Consider the following 17,621-nt stretch of genomic DNA (forward strand, 5'->3'; position numbering starts at 1 on the left):
CGGGAGAGGTGGGCAGCGGCTCATTTTGCGCCGACCTGTACAGATCCGGCCCGGGCTCCCTCTCCCGGACGGGAGAGGTGGAGCAGCGCCGCTCACGGCGCCAGGCCGCTCCGGCGCAGGCGGGCGGTGCGGTAGGCGTCGGGAATCGAGAGGGCCCAGACGAACAGGCCCGCCGCGTGGCGGCCGACCACGTCGGCGTCGGGCGCGGCGAACTTGGTGGTCAGCCACGCCCCGATCAGGGTGAAGAAGGCGAAGCCGAGGCCCCGCTGCGGCCGGCCGGCGAGGACGTGGCCCATGCCGGGCAGCACGAGCGCCGCCATGAGGACGAGCCGCGGGTTAGGCGGCGGCGCGGGTTCCGGGCGCATGGGCCCCTCCTTCGCGGGTGACGTGACGGGCGAGCGCGGCCGCGCGGGCGAGGTGCGGGACGAGCGTCGCCGGGTCGATCTCGGTGAGGGCGAACCGGCTCTCGCGCAGGAGCAGGTAGGCGCCGCGCTCGCCCTCGCAGAGTTGGGCGACGATCCGCACGCCGCGGGGCGTGACCAGCACCTCCTTCACGCGCGCGTCCGCAAGAAGCTGCGCGAGGTGCGGCGCCAGGGCGGCGAGCAGGTGCTCGGCCTGCCGCGTTCCTCGCAGGTAGGCGTCGCCGGGCAGGCCCTCCGGCGCCGGCAGGCGCCGGGGCAGGTCGTCGGCGGGCGCGTAGAACTCGGCGCCCGCGACCCGGCGCAGGACGTCGAGGGTCGCGGGCTGCCCGGTTTGGGCGTGCACCGAGACGCTGAGCCAGAGCTGGGGCAGCCGCCGGAAGGCCACCGCCTCGGGGATCAGGCGGATCGCCACCGCCAAGCCCTCGAAGCGCCCGTCGAGGGTCGGGAAGCCCGCCCCGTCCCGCCCCTCCGCCGGCTCCGCGAGGAGGGCGAGGCAGGGCCGCAGCATGGCCGCCCGCCGCGCTGCCGCCGCACGGCCGCGCCAGAGCACGGCGCCGCCGGCGGCGAGGAGGACGAGGAGGGCGGCGAGCGCGACCATCGCCCCTCAGTACCCCTTCGGCCGCGGCCAGTGCATCGTGAACTGGTCGCCGCGCCGGACGTACTTGTAGCGGTGCAGCACGAACCAGACCGAGGCGCCGATGTAGAAGGCCATCATGGCGATGAGCTGCGTGCCGTAGCCGAGGAAGACCGCGAGGTAGGTGACGACGCACAGCGTCAGCAGCAGCAGCGCGGGCAGCGGGTGCAGCGGGTGGACGTAGCCCCGCTGGATCGTCCCGAGCGGCCACTTGCGGCGGAACAGGATGATGGACAGCGCCATCAGCGTGTAGCCGAGCAGGCCCGACAGGATCGAGAGCGTGATCGTCTGGTCGAGCGGCGTCGAGACCGCGAACAGGATCGCGATTGGCACGAAGAAGACGATCGACCGGTAGGGCGTGCGGTAGGTCGGGTGCACGGCGCCGAACCAGGCCGGCATGTAGCGGTCGCGGCCCATGGCGAACCAGGCCCGGGAGGCGTCGTTGATGCAGCCGTTGGCCGAGGCCACGGTGGCGAACAGGGTGCCGAGGAAGAGGAACACCTCCAGCCAGCGGCTGCCCGTGAGGCGCCCGGCGTCGTAGAGCGGCGTCACCGCCTGCCCGAGATACTCCCAGGGCATCAGGCCGGAGCAGACGTACCAGGTGGCGGTGGCCGCGATGAGGAGCGTCATCATGCCGGTCATGGTGCCGAGCGGCAGGGCGCGGGCGGGCGAGCGCACCTCCTCGGCGGCCTGCGTCGTGCCCTCGATGCCGAGGTAGAACCACAGGCCGAAATGCATGGCCGCGAGGATGCCGAGGCTGCCGTAGGGCAGTCCGACGAGGAGCGCGTCGTGCTGCAGCACGGCGCCCGGCGCCCAGGGCTGGGAGGCCAGGAACAGCACCACGATGGCCGAGAAGGCGGCCGCCGTGATCAGCAGGTTCAGGGTCAGCGAGGCGAGCACGCCGCGGTAGTTGAGGAAGGCGAGCGCCACGATGGTGAGCACCATGTAGGCGCGCTTGTCGATCGTGCCGGGGATGCCGAGGTTGGTGATGAACGCCTCGAGCAGGTCGCCCGTGACGATGGCGTTCGAGACCTCCAGCATCGTGTAGGCCATCACGAGGTAGAGCCCGACGTTGAAGGCGGCGAGCGGCCCGATGATGTGCTTGGCCTGGGCGTACTGCCCTCCCGCGGCCGCCACCGTCGAGGTGATCTCGGAATCGATCATCGCGACGCAGGTGTAGAGGATGCCGGCGAGCCAGCAGGCGGTGAGCGCGGCGGTCGGGCCGCCCTTCCCCACCGCGAAGTTCCAGCCCATGAACTCGCCGACGAGCACGATGCCGACGCCCAGCGCCCAGACGTGGCCGGGGCCGAGCACGCGCAGGAGCGCGATCCTCTTCGAGGGCGGCGCCGCCGCGGCGGCGGGCGCCTCGGGCAGCGCCTCGCCGGGCAGGATGCCGGGGCCGGGGGCGAGCTGTACGTTCTGCATCACGACCTCGCTGCCGTCTCGCCGGTGTCGGAATCGACGATCTCGCCCTCTTCCGAGGAGAGGAGGTAATCCTCGCCGAAGGTCCTGTTGGTGCGCAGGAGGTCGAAGCCCATCCAGAGCGCGAGCGCGCAGGCGATCGCCCAGGCGCTCCAGTTCATGATCGTGACCATGACCGAGATCCTCGCGGGTTGAGGAGGAAACGCCGCCGGCGGGGAGTCGCGGGCGGCGGGGTTGTCAGGCTTTGCGGGAAGGGTCCGTCCCGTCGCCGAAGCGCTCGGCGATCACGTCCCGGTACTGCCGGTCCGAGTACCGGAACATGAAGATGAAGTATCCGACGATGACCACGCCCGTGATGGCGAGCGCGGTCCAGTTGAACGCGTAGTCGAAGCGCGTGCCGATGATGGTGGCGGCCTTCTCGGGCCCGAAGCCGAGCTTCTCCCACTGGGCCGCCATGGTGGCGTTCTGGCCGAGGCTCTCCCAGGTCGGGTTCGGGTACTCGGTGGTCGTCGTGCCGGCGCCGGCGAGCTTGAACAGCAGCGGCAGGTAGAGCGTGATGAAGACGAGCACCAGCATCAGCAGCGCGTCGAAGATCTGCCCGGCGACCGGCTGGGTCGGCGGCTCGTAGGGCTCGCGGCTCATGGCTGGCCTCCCTGCTCGCGGCGGACCTGCCGCAGGCGATCGAGATAGTAGATGTCGGTGCCGTAGATCGCGGCCCGGTCCTCGCCGTAGTGCCGGATCATCGCCAGCACCGCCGCGGTGTTCAGGAACAGCACGCAGGCGCCGAGCCCGATCATGATGCCGGTGAGGCCGGAGGCGGCGAAGGCCGGCCGCATCATCCAGAACGTGAAGGCGTAGATCAGCCAGACCGTGATGACGGCGCCGATGGCCGCGATCGAGTCGCGCCGGAACATCCGGCCGACGCGGGGATCCTGGTGCGACATGCACGCGTCCCTCCCAAAGCGCCAATTCCTTTTAGGAACCAGCTATTCTTGAAGAGAAATATCCTGCCAAGACGCCGGGCCTGTCAATCGGAAAAAGTTTGTGCGCCGCACCAACCCCGCATTTTCCTGCAGGCCGGTGCTCGGGGCGGCCCAGGCTGCCACGGAAATGCCTGCGCGGCGACCGCGCCCGGCATCGCCACGGTGCACAACCGCACGGACATGCCGGAGCGCCCGGGCCGCGTGAGCGGTACCCCGGGCGCTCGCGCGCGGCAGGCGCGCGGCAACGCGCGGCAGGCAGCGCGCGGCAGGAGGGGAAGATTCGCGGACCGGCGCGGGCGCCGCTCGGGCGGCCCCGCGGGGAGTGGCCGGCGCGGGCCGCCTCAGCGGGCGGCGACGCAGGCGGCGGCGCGCGGGCCGAAGCCCGGCAGGAAGCCGAAGCTGAAGGTGCAGCCGAGATGGTGCGCGCGCGCGAGGAGCGGGCCGGCCCGGTGCGTGCCGCCGAGGGATACGAAGCGGCGCTTGGCCGCCGCGGGGCGGATCGCGGGCGCCGCCACGACGTAGCGCAGGCGCGGCCGCGCCACCTGCTTGTGCCGGCGGGCGGTGCGCAGGAGCGCGAGGCGGGCGCGGCGCGCGGCCCGCGCGGCGATCTGCTTGCGGGTCAGGCGATGGCGCACGACGGCGTGGCGCACGGTCGCGTGGCGCTTGCGCGCGACGGCGGCGACCCGCGCCGGCTTCTCCGTCTTCGCCTTCGCGGCCGGGACGGCGCCCGTCGCGACGACGAGCGGCGCCTCGGCGGCGGGCTCCGGCCTCACCCGCGCGACGCGACCGGGCGTGCCGGGCTCGGCGGAGGCTGCGACGGTCGGGGCCAGGGCGGGGGCCAGGGCCGGAGCGATGCGGGCCTGCGCCGTCACCGCGGGCTCGGCCGGCGGCAGGCGCCGGGCGAGGATGGCGGCGGGGTTCACCGTCACGGAGCGCGCGGCCGGCGCCGCGGTGCCGCAGCCGGAGCAGATCGAGCTCGTGATGCGCTTCCAGCTCCGCTCCGACTCGTCGAGCTTCTGCTGCGAGCGGCGCTGGTAGGCCGAGACCGTCTCGATGTTGGGCAGGCTCTCGGGCCGCGTCGCGGCGTCGAGCCGCGCGGCGGCCCGCGCCTCGGGCGACACCTCGTCCGCCGTCGCGCCCGCATCGAGCTTGAGCCGCGCGCGGTACTCCGCGAGGAGCTCCGCGGTCGTCGGGGAGGTCGGCCGCGCGGCGGCGGGCTCCTCGGCCCTGACGGCGGAGACCGGGACGACGAACGCCGCCGCGAGGCCGGCCGACAGGAGTGTCCGGACCATCACACGCATGTGCCCTCCCGACCGTGGCGGAGCGGGCCGCGAGGTCTGCGGCCCAGGTCAGGAATGTTTACCGCGAGTCGGGCCGGCCTCGATCGGATCATCCGGGCTACCCCTTCGGGAGGATGCGCCGGCGGCTCAGGGTGCGGCCCCGCCCATGCGGGTCTCCTCGACGAAGCGCTCGGCGGCCGGCCCGAGGGCGGCGCGGCCCTTCCGCCCCTGCGGCGGGTGCACGTAGAGCGAGCGCGGGTCCACCGCCCCGCCCGTCCGGGCCGGGGGCGGCGCCATGGCGTAGCGGACCTCGCGGGCGTGGTCGGCGAGCTGGAGGCGCGGGTCGAACACGCTGTTGAACTTCCACAGCATGCGCAGGAAGTTCGTCTGCCCCCGCATCAGGTGGCCGGCCGAGATGCCGGCGGTGGCGGCCAGCGCCCGCCAGCCGAGATGCTTGCGGTTGAGCACCTGCTGGGTGCGCACGAGCTCGGCGTAGAACGCGTCGAGCGGCATCCGGGTCGGCAGCACGGCGTGCTGGATGTCGTAGAGCCGGTAGTCGAGGCTCTGCAGGGGCCGCGTCTCCGTGCGCCAGATCTCGGTGCCCGGATAGGGCGTGTTCACGCTGATGTTGACGATCTCGGGGATCTCCAGGCACCACTCGCGCACCGCCCGGAAGCGCTCCCGGTCCCAGTCCGGATCGGCGATCAGGTTGATGGCCACCGTGATCCCGAGGGAGCGGGCGAAGTCCAGCGCCTCGAAGTTGCGGTCGAGGTCGATCCGCTTGCGGAAGCGCTTCAGCCCCTCGGCGTCCACCGCCTCGAGCCCGATGAACATGTAGCGCAGGCCGATGCCGCTCCAGAAGCGGAACACCTCCTTGTTGCGCAGGAGGACGTCGCCCCGGGTCTCCAGGTAGTATTTCTTGCGGATGCCGCGGCGGGCCAGCCCCTCGCCGATGGCGAGCCCGTGCTTCTCGTGCACGAAGGCCACGTCGTCCACAAGGAAGATGCCGGGCTCGCGGATCGAGGCCACCTCCTCGACGGCCCGTTCCGGGCTCATCGCCCGGTAGGAGCGCCCGTAGAAGGTCCAGGCGCTGCAGAAGGTGCAGTCCCAGGGGCAGCCGCGGGCGAACTCCACCGAGGCGCAGGGGTCGAGCACGCCGATGAAGTACTTGCGGCGGTGGCGCAGGAGGTCGCGCGCCGGCCGCGACTCGTCGAGCGAGGCCACGAAGCCGGGGGGCGGCCCCTCCCCGTCGCGGGTGACGGCCCCGGGGATCGTGGCGACGGCCGCGCGGTCGTGCTCCACCGCCTCCAGGAAGGCGGGCAGCACCGCCTCGGCCTCGCCCTTCAGCACGCAGTCGATCGCGCCCGCCCCGTGCTCCAGCAGCTCGGCGGCGGTGAAGGAGGCGCTGTGCCCGCCGATCACCACGTAGGTGCGCGGCAGCTCCGCCTTGGCGAGCTTGGCGAGATCGATGATCTCGGGGACGTTCGCGAGATAGTTGCAGGAGAAGGCGATCACGTCCGGGCGCCCGTCGCGGACCCGGCGCAGGAAGTCGGCGTGCGTCTCGACCTGGAGGTCGATCAGCCCGACCCGGTGCCCGGCCGCCCGCGCGGCGCCCGCCACGATCTCGAGCCCGAGGGGTTCGAGCCTCAGGAACACCTTCGTGTACATGAGGCCGCTGGGGTGAACCGCCAGGATGTTCAAGCCGCCCGCTCCGTCGCTTCGCTGCTCCCATCCGCCGCCGGTCGCCGATCCGGGCGGCGCGGGGCCGAGTTCACCCGCTCCGGGCGCGCGACGCAACAGCCGGGCGGGCGCGGCCCGGGCGAGCCGCGTTGCGGTACCAATCCGTACCCGCCTCAGCCGAGATCGATGAGCGGGCCCGCCGGCACGATGCCGGACGGGTTAATCGAGGGGTGGCTCCCGTAGTAATGGTGCTTGATGTGCTGGACGTTCACCGTCTCGGCGACCCCCGGGAGCGCGTGGATGTCCCGGGTGTAGCGCCAGAGCGCCAGGTAATCGACGAGCCGGCGCAGGTTGCACTTGAAGTGCCCGTGATAGACCGCGTCGAACCGGATCAGCGTCGTGAACAGGCGGATGTCGGCCTCCGTCAGCGCTTCCCCGAACAGGTAGCGCGCGCCGGAGAGCCGCCGCTCCAGTTCGTCAAGGGTCTCGAACAGCGGGATCACCGCCTCCTCGTAGGCGTCCTGCGAGGTGGCGAAGCCCGCCCGGTAGACCCCGTTGTTGACGCGCCCGTAGATCCGCTCGTTCAGCGCGTCGATCTCGGCGCGCAGGGCCTCGGGGTATAGGTCGCCCGCGCGGGCGCCGACGCCGTCGAAGGCGCTGCCCAGCATCCGCAGGATGTCGGCCGACTCGTTGCTCACGATGGTGCCGCGCGCCCGGTCCCACAGCACCGGCACGGTCACCCGTCCCGTGTAGTCGGCGCTCGCCGCCGTGTAGACCTGGTGCAGGTAGTCCGCGCCGTGCACGGGGTCGCCCGTAACGCAGGGGCCCGGCGCGAAGGTCCAGCCCTGCTCGCCCATGTGCCAGTGGGTCACGGCGAGCTCGATCGCGCCCTCCAGGCCCTTGATGCGCCGCGCCATCGTGGCCCGGCTCGCCCAGGGGCAGGCGAGGCTGACGTAGAGGCAGTAGCGGCCGGACTCGGCGGCGAAGCCCCCCTCCCCGGTCGGGCCCGGCGCGCCGTCCGGCGTCACCCAGTTGCGGAATCGGCTCTCCTGCCGCTTGAAGCGCCCGTCCTTCCCCGCCACGTCGAGCGGCCGCGCCTGCCAGTGTCCGTCGACGAGCGACCCCATCCTCAGATCCTTCCGTGAGCGTGCCTGGGCGCGGGCCATCCGCGCCGGCCGCCGGCGAGCGTCAACGCGGCAGGCTCGGGCCGGTGGCAGGCGGCAGCCCGGATGCGAACGGGTCCATGGTATACCAACATTCCCCCAGCACTGGCCTCGGCGGCAAAGCTGCGCGAGCCATGCATGACACCCATACCTCGGCGGCAGTGAAACGGCCGCCCCGGGCGGCGCCGGAGATGCTATTCCTGCTGCGCTGAGGTGCGCCTGCCCAGGATGCGGGAGACGGGCGCGCCGAAGGTCCCGGATACGCGAGGCCCCGCAAGGGTTTGCCCGGCGCGCTCGCGCGCCGGACGGGGACGCGCGTGCCGGTTCGAGGGGTCGCGATATCCGGGAGCCGCGCGTCCGATGGATCGGTCTTCGTCCGCCAAGAATGCTTCCACCAAGAACGCCTCTCCCGCGGACGCGTCCCCCAGGCGCTCCTCCGCCGCGGGCGGCTGGGGCGCGCTGAAGAGCTGCGGCCGGCACCTCCTCGGCAGCCGCGCGCCGCTCTCGGGCGCCCGCGCGCTGCTGAGCGCCAACCAGCCGGACGGGTTCGACTGCCCGGGCTGCGCCTGGGGCGACCCGGAGCACGGCTCCTCCTTCGAGTTCTGCGAGAACGGCGTGAAGGCGGTCTCCTGGGAGGCGACCGACAAGCGCACGCCGCCGGCCTTCTTCGCCCGCCACACGGTGACGGAGCTGCGCGGCTGGAGCGACCACGCGCTGGAGGGGCAGGGCCGGCTCACCGAGCCGATGCGCTACGACGCGGCCTCCGACCGCTACCTGCCGGTGGCCTGGGAGACGGCCTTCGCGGAGATCGGGGAGACCCTGCGCGGGCTCGGCCACCCGGACGAGGCCGAGTTCTACACCTCCGGCCGCGCCTCGAACGAGGCCGCCTACCTCTACCAGCTCTTCGCGCGCCTCTACGGGACCAACAACTTCCCCGACTGTTCGAACATGTGCCACGAGGCGAGCGGCATCGCCCTGCAGGCGGCGATCGGCGCCGGCAAGGGCACGGTGCTGCTCGAGGATTTCGAGAAGGCCGACGCCATCTTCGTGGTGGGCCAGAACCCCGGCACCAACCATCCGCGCATGCTGGGCGACCTGCGCCGCGCCGCCGAGCGGGGCGCCCGCGTCGTGGTGCTGAACCCGGTGCGCGAGCGCGGGCTCGAGCGCTTCGCCGACCCGCAGAACACGGTGGAGATGCTGCGCGGCGCGAGCCGGCCGATCGCGAGCCACTATCTCCAGCCCCGCCTCGGCGGCGACATGGCGGCCTTCCGGGGCATCGCCAAGGTCGTGCTCGCCCGCGACGCGGCGGAGGTCGCGGCCGGGCGCCCCTCGCTCCTCGACCACGCCTTCCTGAACCAGCACGCGGCGGGCCTGCCCGCCTACCGGGCGGCGGTGGAGGCGACGCCCTGGGACGCGATCCTCGACCAGTCCGGCCTGACCCGCGCCGAGATCGAGGCGGCGGCCGAGGTCTATCTCGGCGCCGAGTCCGTCGTCGCCACCTGGGCGATGGGCGTGACGCAGCACCGCCACTCCGTGGCGACCATCCGCGAGATCGCCAACGTGATGTTCCTGCGCGGCCAGATCGGGCGGCCCGGCACGGGCCTCTGCCCGGTGCGCGGCCACTCGAACGTGCAGGGCGACCGCACGGTGGGCATCAACGAGCGCCCGCCCGCCGCCTTCCTCGACGCGCTGGAGGCCCGCTTCGGCTTCGAAGCCCCGCGTGGGCACGGGCACAACGTGCTGGCCGCGATCCGCGCCATGCTCGACGGCTCGGCCAAGGCCTTCATCGGGCTCGGCGGCAACTTCGCCCGCGCGACGCCGGACAGCGCCGCCGTGGCGCGGGCGCTCGCCGGCTGCCGGCTCACCGTCCACGTCGCGACGAAGCTCAACCACTCGCACCTGCTGCCGGGCCGCGTCGCCTACGTGCTGCCCTGCCTCGGCCGCACCGAGATCGACCGCAACAGCCGCGGCCGGACGCAGATCGTGACCGTCGAGGATTCGATGAGCATGGTCCACGGCTCCGGCGGCATCAACAGGCCGGCCTCGCCGCACCTGCGCTCCGAGATCGGCATCATCGCCGGCATCGCCGCCGCGACGGTCGGCTCGGAGCGCGTCGACTGGGCGGCGCTCGCCGACGATTACGACCTGATCCGCGACCTCATCGCCGACACGATCCCGGGCTTCTCCCGCTTCAACGAGCGCGTGCGGCGCCCGCGCGGCTTCAAGCTGCGCAACCTCGCCGCCGAGCGCGTCTTCGAGACGCCGGAGGCGCGGGCGACCTTCTCGGCCGACCCGCTGCCCGCGGTCACCGAGCACCAGCGGGCGGCCGGGAGCGCGGACACCTTCGTCCTGCAGACCTTCCGCTCGCACGACCAGTACAACACCACGATCTACGGCCTCGACGACCGCTACCGCGGCGTCTACGGCGAGCGCCGGGTGGTGTTCGCGCACCCGGACGACCTCGCCGCGCTGCGGGAGCGGGCCGGCGAGCGGGTCGACCTCGTCTGCGCCCACGAGGACGGCGTCGAGCGGGTGGCCGAGGATTTCCGGCTCGTGCCCTTCGACATGCCCCGCGGCAGCCTCGCCGGCTACTACCCGGAGCTGAACGTGCTGGTGCCGCTGGCGAGCTTCGGCGAGCACTCGGACACGCCGACCTCGAAATCGGTGCTGGTGCGGGTGCGAGAGCGGGCGCCCGCCCCGTGAGCGCCCGCCCCGTGAGCGCGCCCGCCGCCGACGACGCGGCGCGTCTCGCCGAGACGTTTCTGGCCGAGACGTTCCTGAGAGAGACCGACCGGATCGCGGACCTGCGCCCCGACCTCGCGCTCATCGAGGCCGGCATCCTGGCCGGGCTCCGCCTCGGCCTCGCCGCCGACAGCCGGACCTTCGCGCGGGTGTTCGGGGTGGCCCACGCCCTGGTGCTGCGGGCGCTGGCGACGCTCGCCGGGCCGGCCTCCCTCCTCAGCCTCGCCCACCGCGACGCCCGCACGCAGCGCACGCGCTACGGCCTCAGCCCGGCCGGCGAGGCGCTCCTCGGAAGTGCGGCGGCCTGAGGCTCGGGCGCGATCAGCCCGACCGCGGCGAGAGAACCGCTTCCGATCCCGATCGGCCCCTCGCGGCGTCCGCTCCCGGGTGGAAGAACCGGAAGAGGTCGCGCAGCACCGTGCGCGGGCGGGGCCGTTCCGCAACGCTCAGCTCAGGAGCTTCGCGAGAGCGCGCACCACTTCCACTTCCCCGAACGGTTTCTCCAGCCGCGGCCGGTCCCGGTAGACCGCCACGTCCGAGACCTTCACGTCGCCCGTGGCGAAAAGGTAGGGCACGCCGAGCGCGTTGAGCCTGTCGGCGACGGGGTAGACCCGATCCCCATCGCCGAGATTGATGTCGAGCACGGCGGCGTCGATGCCATCGTCCTCGATCAGGTCGAGGGCCCGATCGACGCTGGGCACCGGCCCGACCACGGTGGCTCCCGCCGTCCGCAGCCATCGCGCCATCTCGATGGCGATCAGGTACTCGTCTTCGACGAGAAGGATCCGTGTGCCGTCGAGGGCCGAGGCGGGTTCGGACACGATTCCTCCGGGGACGGCGCGTCTGGTCTCAGCACGCCAACCCGGCTTTCCGGCTCCGAGTTCGTTCGCGGTCAGGCGAGCGGCATCTCGATCCGGCAGCGCACGCCGTCTGGGCCCTTCCGATAATCGACCTGGGCCTGGAGTGCGTAGGCGAGGGCTTCCTGGATCAATTCCGTGCCATAGCCGCGGCGCTTCACCGTGTCCGGGCCGATCGTCACTTCGCTCTCGGCCCAGGTCAGCGAAAGCCGCCTGCGCCCGCGCCTGTCGAGCAGGACCTCCCAGGTCACCGAGAGGCGTCCGGACGCACCCGCCAGCGCGCCGTACTTCACGGCGTTGGTCGTCAACTCGTGCAGGGCCAACGCGAAATTCTGCACCTGCCGCGCGTTGAGAAGCACGTCCGGCCCCGCAACGCGCGCCCGGTTCGAGGCGCCGTCCGCGTGCGCGGCCAGTTCGGCCCGCACCAGCGCGCCCACCGCGACGGTGTCGCTGCCGCCCGCGCTGAGCAGTCCCTGCGCCCGGCCCAGCGCCTTCAGCCGCTCCTCGAACGCCTCGACCGAGCCGCCCCGCTTCAGCGTCCGGTCGGCGATCGCGGCGACGACGCCGAGCAGGTTGCGGGCGCGGTGCTGCAACTCGTTGATCAGCACCTCCTGCCGTTCGGCCGCCCGCTTGGCATCCGTCACGTCCTCGGCGATGCCGCCGATGCGCTGGACGCGGCCCTGAGCATCGCGCAGCGGGAAGTCGGTATTCCGGATCCAGCGCTCCTCCCCGTCGCTCGGCCGCCGGATGCGGAATTCGTACACGACCTCCTCGCCGGCTCGCGCCTTCTCCAGGTGCGCGTAGGCGCCGTCCCGGTCCTCGGGCCGGATCAGCGCCAGCCAGCGGGCGGGATCGCCGATGAGATCGTCGGGCGACACGCCGTAGATCGTCCGGATGGCGGGGCTGACGTACTCCATCGCGAGCGTCGCCGCGTCCCGGATCCAGAGGGCGTCCGAGGACGAGGCCCCGAACTGGGCGAAGCGCTCCTCGCTCTCGCGCAGAAGCATCTCGGCACGCACGCGCTTCTCCGCCTCCTGATGCCGCGAGATGACGATCCCCGCGGCGTGCGCCAGATCGGTGGCGAAGGCGCGGTCGGAGGCGTCGGCATCGCGCGGGCGTCCGAAATAGAAGTCGAACGTGCCGAGGCGCCTGCCCGTCGCGGTCTTCATGGGGAAGGACCACACGCCGCGGTAATCGTGCTTCTCGGCCATCCACAGCCACGGTGCCCACCGCTGCTCGAGGCGCACGTCGGGCGTGATGACCGGCTGCCGGAGATGGACAGCGAGACCGCAGGCCAGGGAGTCGGCGTCGATCTTGAAGCCGTCGACATCGTCGGCGTACTGGGCGGTCATCCCGGCCACGAGGCGCAGCTCGGCTTCATTCGGCTCGACGACGTAGAAGGCGCATCTCGTCTCGCCGAAATGCGAGACGGCCGCACGGACCATCGGGTCCAGCGAGCGCTCGAGCGGCAGGTCGCTCACGGCCGCGAGAAAGGCCTCGTTCTGGGCTGCGAGCAGCGTCCGGCTGTCGCGAAGGGCGGTCTCCGCCCGCGCACGCTCGACGGCCGCCCAGGTGCGCTCCGCGACATCGTCGACCTGCCGGATGTCCGCGCGCGTCCAGTGGCGCGGCTCTCCGGACTGGACGCCCACGACCGCGATGAGCCGCCCCTGCTTGACCAGAGGGGCGACGATCCAGGCGCGCACGCCGATCGCCCGGTAGGCTTCGCGCTGGGCGTCCGAACCGGCTTCCGTCTCGGTGTCGCGCACGAAGAGCGTGCGCCCGGCCCGGAAGGCATCGGCGATGTCGGACCCGTAGTCGGACAGCCGCAGGCGGTCGGGGGTCGGCGCCGCGTCACGCTCGAACCGGGCCGCCATCGTCACCGTGTCGCCGTCCGCGGCGACGTCGAGGTAGGCCGCACGCATCACGTCGTGCTTCTCGGCCAGCAGCTTCATGGCCATCCGCTGGATCTCGGTGGGATCGGACAGCGGTCGAAGTCCGTCGCTGAGCCCGAGCAGGAATCGCTGTCGCTCCTCGCTCTCCCGCAAGGCCGTCTCGGCGCGCAACCGCTCACCGACCTCGGTTCCGATCATGTGGACATGCGCGACGGCCCCGGACTCGCGCACCGGCGTCAGCGTGGCGTCGAACGCGTCGGCGGCCGGGTCGCCCTCGCCGCGCGTGTCGAGAGGCTGACGGGCCACGCTGATGGTCTCACCCGCGAAGGCGCGTTCGTAGAGAGGCGCGACCGTCGCCCACCCTTCCGGAAAGGTCTTCGGAATCGGCCGACCGAGCGCCGCGGGATGCCGGTCGCCGTAGAGGCGTGCCGCGGCGTCGTTGTAGATCAGGACCCGCCCGGGCCCGCAGACCAACGTCGACACCAGCGGGCTGGCCAGGACCTGCTCGACCATGAGCTTGAGCCGATCCGACCATGCCTCGGACGCGCCGAGCGATGTCGCAGCCCAGTCGTGCGCGCGGATCCGGCCGGCCATCTCGCCTGCGCCGTCGGGCCATGGTCCAGGGTGCTCGGCGTCCATGCCGTCAACAACGCATGACCGCTGCTTGCAATCAATCCGCCGGCCGCCTTCCACCCGCGGCGGACACGCGAGGCGTTCGCCCGGCACACGGCGGCGGGCGGCCAGATCGCCGTCTTCGCCCTGCCGGGGTGGTCCGCGGCCGGGCCATGCCCGGCGCGAAGGGCTGGGGCGAGCCCGGCGCCCTCGCCGGCCGCCGCCCGGCGGCCTATCTCCGGCCCGTTTGCTGCACCGCAGCGTCCCCTGTGAGCGGATGCGGCAGGCGCCGGCGGGGCCGCGGCTCCCGGCGCCCCGGGGGCCGCCCGGCCCCGCGCGAGACTTCGGAGCGAGACAGCCCAGTGACCGAACGAGCGATCGCCGACGCCCCCCCGTCCGCCGCCGCACGGGCGCCCGCCCCGTCCGCGGCCTCCGGCAGCCACCCGAGCCTCGTCCTCCTGGCGCTCGCGGTCGGCGGCTTTTCGATCGGCACGACCGAGTTCGCGGCGATGAGCCTTTTGCCCGACTTCGCGCCGGATCTCGCCATCGACGAGCCGACCGCCGGCCACGTCATCAGCGCCTACGCCCTCGGCGTGGTGGTGGGCGCCCCCGTGATCGCGGTGCTGGCCGCGCGGGTCGCGCGGCGCACGCTCCTCGTCGGGCTGATGGTGCTGTTCGCGCTCGGCAACGGCCTCTCGGCGCTGGCGCCGAGCTACGGCACGATGCTCCTGTTCCGCTTCCTCGCCGGCCTGCCGCACGGGGCCTATTTCGGCGTCGCCGCCCTCGTGGCCGCCTCCCTCGTCCCGCGCGAGCGACGCAGCCAGGCGGTCTCCCGCGTCATCGCCGGCCTCACCGTGGCGACGGTGGTGGGGGTGCCGCTCGCCAACGCGATCGGCCAGCTCGCGGGCTGGCGCTGGAGCTTCGGGCTCGTGGCGCTGCTCGCGCTCCTCACCGCCACGCTGGTGCGCCTGTTCGCGCCGCTCGGCGCGCCGGCGCCCGGCGCCAGCGCGCTGCGCGAGCTCGGGGCGCTGCGCCGCGGGCAGGTCTGGCTGACGCTCGCCACCGGCGCGATCGGCTTCGGCGGCCTGTTCTCAGTCTACACCTACCTCGCCTCCACCATGCTCTCCGTCACGCACGCCTCGCCCGCGGCGATTCCCGCGATCCTCGCCGTGTTCGGCCTCGGGCTCACCGTGGGCAACCTCGCCTGCGCCTGGGCGGCCGACCGCGCCCAGATGCCGGCGGCGGGCCTCACCCTCGTCTGGAGCGCGGCGGCGCTCGCCCTCTACCCGCTCGCCACCGGCAGCCTCTGGACGCTCGCGCCCGTGGTCTTCCTGATCGGCTGCGGCGGCGGCCTCGCCACCATCCTGCAGACCCGCCTGATGGACGTGGCGGAGGACGCCCAGACCCTGGCGGCGGCGCTCAACCACTCGGCCTTCAACGTGGCGAACGCTCTCGGCCCCTGGCTCGCCGGCCTCGCCATCGCGCACGGCCTCGGCCTGCCCGCCACCGGCTGGGTCGGCGTCGCCCTGGCGCTCGGCGGCCTCGCGATCTGGGCCGTCTCCTTCGCCGCCGAGCGGGCCGCACCCCGCCCCTGCGGGCAGGCGCTGTGACCCGCCCCCCCGGGCAGGCGCCGTGACCCGCCTCCGCGAGGCGGCCAGAGGTGACACATCCGCGCGACCGCGGATCCGGCCCCGTTGCCGTCCGGGCCCGGCCCCCTACCCTTCTGGCGAAACGCCGCCCGCGCATGCGGGACGGATCCAGGAGGGACGAGCGATGAAGTACCTGCTCGCCGGATCGCTCATCGCGGTCGGGCTCTACACCGCGCCGCCGGTCCAGGCCCAGTCGATCGATCTCAGGCCCGGCGGCCCGAACATCGACCTGCGCAGCCGCCGCCAGCGGGAGCGCGACTTCGATCGCGAGGAGGCGCGGCGCGACATGAGGCGCGACGAGCGCCGCCGCCGCGAGATCGAGGAGGACGACGACGACGACGATCGTCCCCGCCGCCGCTACTGAGGCCCGTCGCCGCCCGCGGCAGCCTCCGCCACGGAGTCCCGGAACGCGCGGGAGGCGAGCTCGGCGTGCAGGGCGCGCAGTTCCGCGGCGCGCTCGCGCCCGAGCGCGGACTCGAACCGCGCCTGCACGCCCCGCCACAGATCCGTGGTCTCGCGCAGCTTCGCCCGGCCGAGATCGGTCAGCACGACGCGGCGCGCCCGCCGGTCCCGCGGGTCGGCCTCGAGCCGGAGATAGCCGTCGCGCGTCAGCGGCTTCAGGGTGTGGCCGAGCCCCGACAGGTCCATGACGAGGGCCTCCGCCAGCGCGCCCATCGTCGGCGTGTCGAGGCGCGCGACCGTGGCGAGGAGCCCGTGCTGCGTGGCGCGCAGCCCGCTCGGCGCGAGCGCGTCGTCGTAGATCTGCCCGAGGCTGCGCATGGCCTGGCGCAACAGCGCGTTGCTGCACAGGGCGGGGTCCATCACGTCCTCGATCCCCGATCCCGCCATCGCCGCGCTCCCGGGCGACATCCGCCCGTCCGGGCATGGTAGCGGATGCCGGGGTGGGCCGGTGATCGAAAACGTGCGCGCCGCGTCATCCCGTCCGCCCGCGCGGTTTCCCGGTTCATCGTGAATCGGTGACCGCGCCGTCCCGGGCGGGCCCGCGCGGGGCAGCCGCCCGCAGGGTGATTCGCGCCCGCCCTTCGCGCCGCCGCGGCAAGCCGCCGGAATCCCGTCTTCCGCAGTCCTGCAGGCGAACCGGGGGCGTCTCCGGCAAGTACGCTTCTGAACCGATACAGTGACCGTCAGTAGAGCCGTACTAGACAGGTCTAATCACAAAAAATTATTGCAAAACTGTTGGGATTGCCCCAGCAGTTCAAACGTGCAGTGCATTCGCGCCGGGCGCACCGCACAGTAAGAACATCAGAAAAGTCGGCGCCGCGATTACTTAGGTAGAAACCGCAATCCGGTCGAGATCGATGAGAATGCGAAACGGCAAGACTATTTCGAGTGTCATCGACGATCTGCGCCGCGCAATGGGTCTCTACCTGCGGTCGGCCGCTTCTCGTGATCAGATGAGGAGCTTTGTCACCGTCCCGCGTCGGCGGGGTGCGGAGACGCCTCGGCCCGCGGCGCGGCCGTACGGTTCCGACTGAGGGTCGGGTCGCCGTCTGGTCTTCGCAGCGTCCGAGTCGATCGGTGATCTTCGCGGAGCGCGCCCCCGAGGCGGGCGGCTCCGGCAGCACAGGGGGGCTAAGGTGTCTGAGATCCGTGTCGTCGTCATCGATAGCGATCCGCTGTTCCGCGCCGGCGTCGCCTACACCCTGAACGGCGAGCCCGACCTCGCGGTGGTCGGCGAGGGCACGTCGGCCTCCGACGCGTTCCGCCTCGCGGCCGCCCTGAAGCCGGACGTCATCGTCCTCGACATCGGCATGCTGGGCGGCGGGGCGGAGGCGGTCGAGACGCTCGTCGCGCACTGCTCGGGCGTGAAGCTCCTGATGCTCACGAGCATCGTGGACGACCAGCAGGTCTGCTCGGCCATGCAGGGCGGCGCCTGGGGCTACGTGCTGAAGGGCGTCGGCGGGCCGGAGCTGGTCCAGTCGGTGCGGGTGATCCACCGGGGCGAGCGCTACGTCACCCCGGCGCTCGCCGCCCGCCTCTTCGCCAAGCCGCGCCAGCCGGCGCCGCGGGCGGAGCAGACCCCGTTCTCCAGCCTCACGGGCCGCGAGGACCAGATCCTCACGCTCCTGGCCGAGGGCCTGAGCAACAAGGAGATCGGCGGGCGCCTGGAGATCAGCGAGAAGACGGTCAAGCACTACCTGACCATCATCCTCGACAAGCTCAACGTCCGGAACCGCGTTCAGGCGGCCCTCCTCGCCTACAACCGCTCGAACCTCGTCGGCCACTGAGCACCACCACCGACGAGCCGGCCCTCACCTCTCCCG

Annotated in this window: 17 protein-coding genes; 5 read left to right on the forward strand and 12 right to left on the reverse strand. The window is 72.8% G+C overall.

Going from position 1 to position 17,621, the window contains the following annotated elements; translation table 11 throughout:
* Positions 1-92: 92 nt before the first annotated feature.
* The 9 genes from MOX02_RS26540 to MOX02_RS26575 all read right to left on the reverse strand — a co-directional run bounded on the left by MOX02_RS26540 (position 93) and on the right by MOX02_RS26575 (position 7,548).
* Positions 93-365 (reverse strand): hypothetical protein, encoded by a 273-nt coding sequence (locus MOX02_RS26540; protein WP_147028815.1) that lies wholly within the window; start codon positions 363-365, stop codon positions 93-95.
* Entirely contained in the window at positions 337-1,020 is a 684-nt protein-coding gene (locus tag MOX02_RS26545; RefSeq protein WP_147028816.1) for a hypothetical protein, read from the reverse strand. The genes MOX02_RS26540 and MOX02_RS26545 overlap by 29 nt, the downstream gene beginning before the upstream one ends.
* A 6-nt stretch (positions 1,021-1,026) precedes the next feature.
* Positions 1,027-2,481 (reverse strand): APC family permease, encoded by a 1,455-nt coding sequence (locus MOX02_RS26550; RefSeq protein ID WP_147028817.1) that lies wholly within the window; start codon positions 2,479-2,481, stop codon positions 1,027-1,029.
* Positions 2,481-2,651: a hypothetical protein gene (locus MOX02_RS31585; RefSeq protein WP_170268005.1), complete on the reverse strand. Its 171-nt coding sequence runs from the start codon at positions 2,649-2,651 to the stop codon at positions 2,481-2,483. The genes MOX02_RS26550 and MOX02_RS31585 overlap by 1 nt, the downstream gene beginning before the upstream one ends.
* Positions 2,652-2,715: 64 nt before the next feature.
* The gene (locus tag MOX02_RS26555) at positions 2,716-3,120 is read right to left on the reverse strand and encodes a hypothetical protein (protein ID WP_147028818.1); all 405 of its coding nucleotides are present in this window, start codon (positions 3,118-3,120) and stop codon (positions 2,716-2,718) included.
* Entirely contained in the window at positions 3,117-3,422 is a 306-nt protein-coding gene (locus MOX02_RS26560) for a hypothetical protein (RefSeq protein WP_147028819.1), read from the reverse strand. Before MOX02_RS26560 ends, MOX02_RS26555 begins: the two co-directional genes overlap by 4 nt.
* 380 nt (positions 3,423-3,802) lie before the next feature.
* Positions 3,803-4,762 (reverse strand): hypothetical protein, encoded by a 960-nt coding sequence (locus tag MOX02_RS26565; protein WP_147028820.1) that lies wholly within the window; start codon positions 4,760-4,762, stop codon positions 3,803-3,805.
* Positions 4,763-4,888: 126 nt separating this feature from the next.
* The gene (hpnR, locus tag MOX02_RS26570) at positions 4,889-6,442 is read right to left on the reverse strand and encodes a hopanoid C-3 methylase HpnR (RefSeq protein ID WP_147028821.1); all 1,554 of its coding nucleotides are present in this window, start codon (positions 6,440-6,442) and stop codon (positions 4,889-4,891) included.
* A 152-nt stretch (positions 6,443-6,594) separates the two neighbouring features.
* Positions 6,595-7,548 (reverse strand): glutathione S-transferase family protein, encoded by a 954-nt coding sequence (locus MOX02_RS26575; protein ID WP_147028822.1) that lies wholly within the window; start codon positions 7,546-7,548, stop codon positions 6,595-6,597.
* Positions 7,549-7,944: 396 nt separating this feature from the next.
* Between MOX02_RS26575 and MOX02_RS26580 the strand changes: the two genes are divergently transcribed.
* Positions 7,945-10,287, forward strand: a complete 2,343-nt coding sequence (locus tag MOX02_RS26580; protein ID WP_147028823.1) for an FdhF/YdeP family oxidoreductase — start codon at positions 7,945-7,947, stop codon at positions 10,285-10,287.
* A gap of 11 nt (positions 10,288-10,298) precedes the next feature.
* Complete coding sequence (locus MOX02_RS26585; RefSeq protein ID WP_238179446.1) at positions 10,299-10,634, forward strand: hypothetical protein; 336 nt, start codon at positions 10,299-10,301, stop codon at positions 10,632-10,634.
* 138 nt (positions 10,635-10,772) lie between these two features.
* Here the strand turns inward: MOX02_RS26585 and MOX02_RS26590 are convergent, their stop codons facing one another.
* Together MOX02_RS26590 and MOX02_RS32445 are read right to left on the reverse strand one after the other, a co-directional pair.
* A complete protein-coding gene (locus tag MOX02_RS26590) occupies positions 10,773-11,147 on the reverse strand; it encodes a response regulator (protein ID WP_147028824.1) in 375 nt (124 codons plus the stop codon).
* Between the two features lie 71 nt (positions 11,148-11,218).
* Complete coding sequence (locus MOX02_RS32445) at positions 11,219-13,669, reverse strand: GAF domain-containing protein (RefSeq protein ID WP_238179448.1); 2,451 nt, start codon at positions 13,667-13,669, stop codon at positions 11,219-11,221.
* A gap of 380 nt (positions 13,670-14,049) precedes the next feature.
* Between MOX02_RS32445 and MOX02_RS26610 the strand changes: the two genes are divergently transcribed.
* Both MOX02_RS26610 and MOX02_RS26615 read left to right on the forward strand, forming a co-directional pair.
* On the forward strand, positions 14,050-15,297 hold the full coding sequence (locus MOX02_RS26610) for an MFS transporter (RefSeq protein ID WP_210250408.1): 1,248 nt from the start codon (positions 14,050-14,052) through the stop codon (positions 15,295-15,297).
* Between the two features lie 163 nt (positions 15,298-15,460).
* Positions 15,461-15,700 (forward strand): hypothetical protein, encoded by a 240-nt coding sequence (locus MOX02_RS26615; RefSeq protein WP_147028825.1) that lies wholly within the window; start codon positions 15,461-15,463, stop codon positions 15,698-15,700.
* On the opposite strand, the gene MOX02_RS26620 is transcribed toward MOX02_RS26615, so the two are convergent.
* Positions 15,694-16,185: a MarR family winged helix-turn-helix transcriptional regulator gene (locus MOX02_RS26620; protein ID WP_147028826.1), complete on the reverse strand. Its 492-nt coding sequence runs from the start codon at positions 16,183-16,185 to the stop codon at positions 15,694-15,696. The two genes, MOX02_RS26615 and MOX02_RS26620, sit on opposite strands and share 7 nt — an antisense overlap.
* Positions 16,186-16,934: 749 nt before the next feature.
* On the opposite strand from MOX02_RS26620, the gene MOX02_RS26625 reads away from it, so the two are divergent.
* A complete protein-coding gene (locus MOX02_RS26625) occupies positions 16,935-17,585 on the forward strand; it encodes a LuxR C-terminal-related transcriptional regulator (protein WP_147028827.1) in 651 nt (216 codons plus the stop codon).
* Positions 17,586-17,621 lie beyond the last annotated feature (36 nt).

Origin of the sequence: Methylobacterium oxalidis (assembly GCF_007992195.1) — a bacterium.
Lineage (GTDB): Bacteria > Pseudomonadota > Alphaproteobacteria > Rhizobiales > Beijerinckiaceae > Methylobacterium > Methylobacterium oxalidis.

Excerpts from the sequence above, each read along its gene's own strand:
- MOX02_RS26540 (WP_147028815.1), bottom strand. The coding sequence starts at position 365 with ATGCGCCCGGAACCCGCGCCGCCGCCTAACCCGCGGCTCGTCCTCATG.
- MOX02_RS26545 (WP_147028816.1), bottom strand. The coding sequence starts at position 1,020 with ATGGTCGCGCTCGCCGCCCTCCTCGTCCTCCTCGCCGCCGGCGGCGCC.
- MOX02_RS26550 (WP_147028817.1), bottom strand. The coding sequence starts at position 2,481 with ATGCAGAACGTACAGCTCGCCCCCGGCCCCGGCATCCTGCCCGGCGAG.
- MOX02_RS31585 (WP_170268005.1), bottom strand. The coding sequence starts at position 2,651 with ATGGTCACGATCATGAACTGGAGCGCCTGGGCGATCGCCTGCGCGCTC.
- MOX02_RS26555 (WP_147028818.1), bottom strand. The coding sequence starts at position 3,120 with ATGAGCCGCGAGCCCTACGAGCCGCCGACCCAGCCGGTCGCCGGGCAG.
- MOX02_RS26560 (WP_147028819.1), bottom strand. The coding sequence starts at position 3,422 with ATGTCGCACCAGGATCCCCGCGTCGGCCGGATGTTCCGGCGCGACTCG.
- MOX02_RS26565 (WP_147028820.1), bottom strand. The coding sequence starts at position 4,762 with ATGCGTGTGATGGTCCGGACACTCCTGTCGGCCGGCCTCGCGGCGGCG.
- MOX02_RS26575 (WP_147028822.1), bottom strand. The coding sequence starts at position 7,548 with ATGGGGTCGCTCGTCGACGGACACTGGCAGGCGCGGCCGCTCGACGTG.
- MOX02_RS26580 (WP_147028823.1), top strand. The coding sequence starts at position 7,945 with ATGGATCGGTCTTCGTCCGCCAAGAATGCTTCCACCAAGAACGCCTCT.
- MOX02_RS32445 (WP_238179448.1), bottom strand. The coding sequence starts at position 13,669 with ATGGCCGGCCGGATCCGCGCGCACGACTGGGCTGCGACATCGCTCGGC.
- MOX02_RS26615 (WP_147028825.1), top strand. The coding sequence starts at position 15,461 with ATGAAGTACCTGCTCGCCGGATCGCTCATCGCGGTCGGGCTCTACACC.
- MOX02_RS26620 (WP_147028826.1), bottom strand. The coding sequence starts at position 16,185 with ATGGCGGGATCGGGGATCGAGGACGTGATGGACCCCGCCCTGTGCAGC.